Genomic DNA, 663 nt, shown 5'->3' with positions numbered 1-663 from the left:
GATCTGTGACATCTTGACCTGGCCCACCAGTTCTGTTCCAGTCGATCTGGCTAACTGACTGCGGCGACGGTGGTCTGTTGGGACAGTAGTTCGTGCTGGATCGGGGTGCGGTAGTCGAGGGCGGAGTGGCGCCGTTGGCGGTTGTGGAAGATCTCGATGTAGTCGAAGATCGCGTTCGCGAGCTCGACCCTGGTCTTCCACTTGCGGCGGTTGAGCAGCTCGATCTGCATCGAGGACCAGAAGCTTTCCATCATGGCGTTGTCTAGGCCGTCGCCGACGGTGCCGAAGCTGGGCAGCAGGCCGGCGGAGCGGATCTTCTCCCCGAATACCCAGGATGTGAATTGCGTGCCGTGGTCGGCGTGGACGATGCCGCCTGGCTCGGGACGCCGGTTGCGGATGGCCATGTCGAGCGCGTTGACGACGAGGGTGGCGTCCTGTTTGGAGTCGATCGACCAGCCGACGATACGGCGGCTGAATGCGTCGAGCACCGCGGCGCAGTAGATCCACCCCTCTCTCGTCCTGTGTTGCGTGATGTCGGTGACCCATAGCTCGTTGGGTCGTAGCCGATGGAATTTGCGGTTGACCAGGTCATCGGCGGTCACCACGCCTCGCAGCCGCTTGACCCGCGTTGGGCCGGGCAGCCCGTAGAGGCCAGCTTGGGTC

1 protein-coding gene is annotated in these 663 nt (G+C 63.3%); it reads right to left on the bottom strand.

Annotation, left to right across the window (positions count from 1 at the left end; genetic code table 11):
• Positions 1-50 precede the first annotated feature (50 nt).
• Positions 51-663 (bottom strand): IS3 family transposase (locus AC0NZQ_RS21845; RefSeq protein WP_474532239.1); only part of this gene is annotated, 613 nt, incomplete at its 5' end.

The organism is Jatrophihabitans sp. sgz311053 (genome assembly GCF_056135305.1).
The sequence above is the reverse complement of the archived record's forward strand: the minus strand, read 5'-3'. Positions and strand labels throughout refer to the sequence as shown.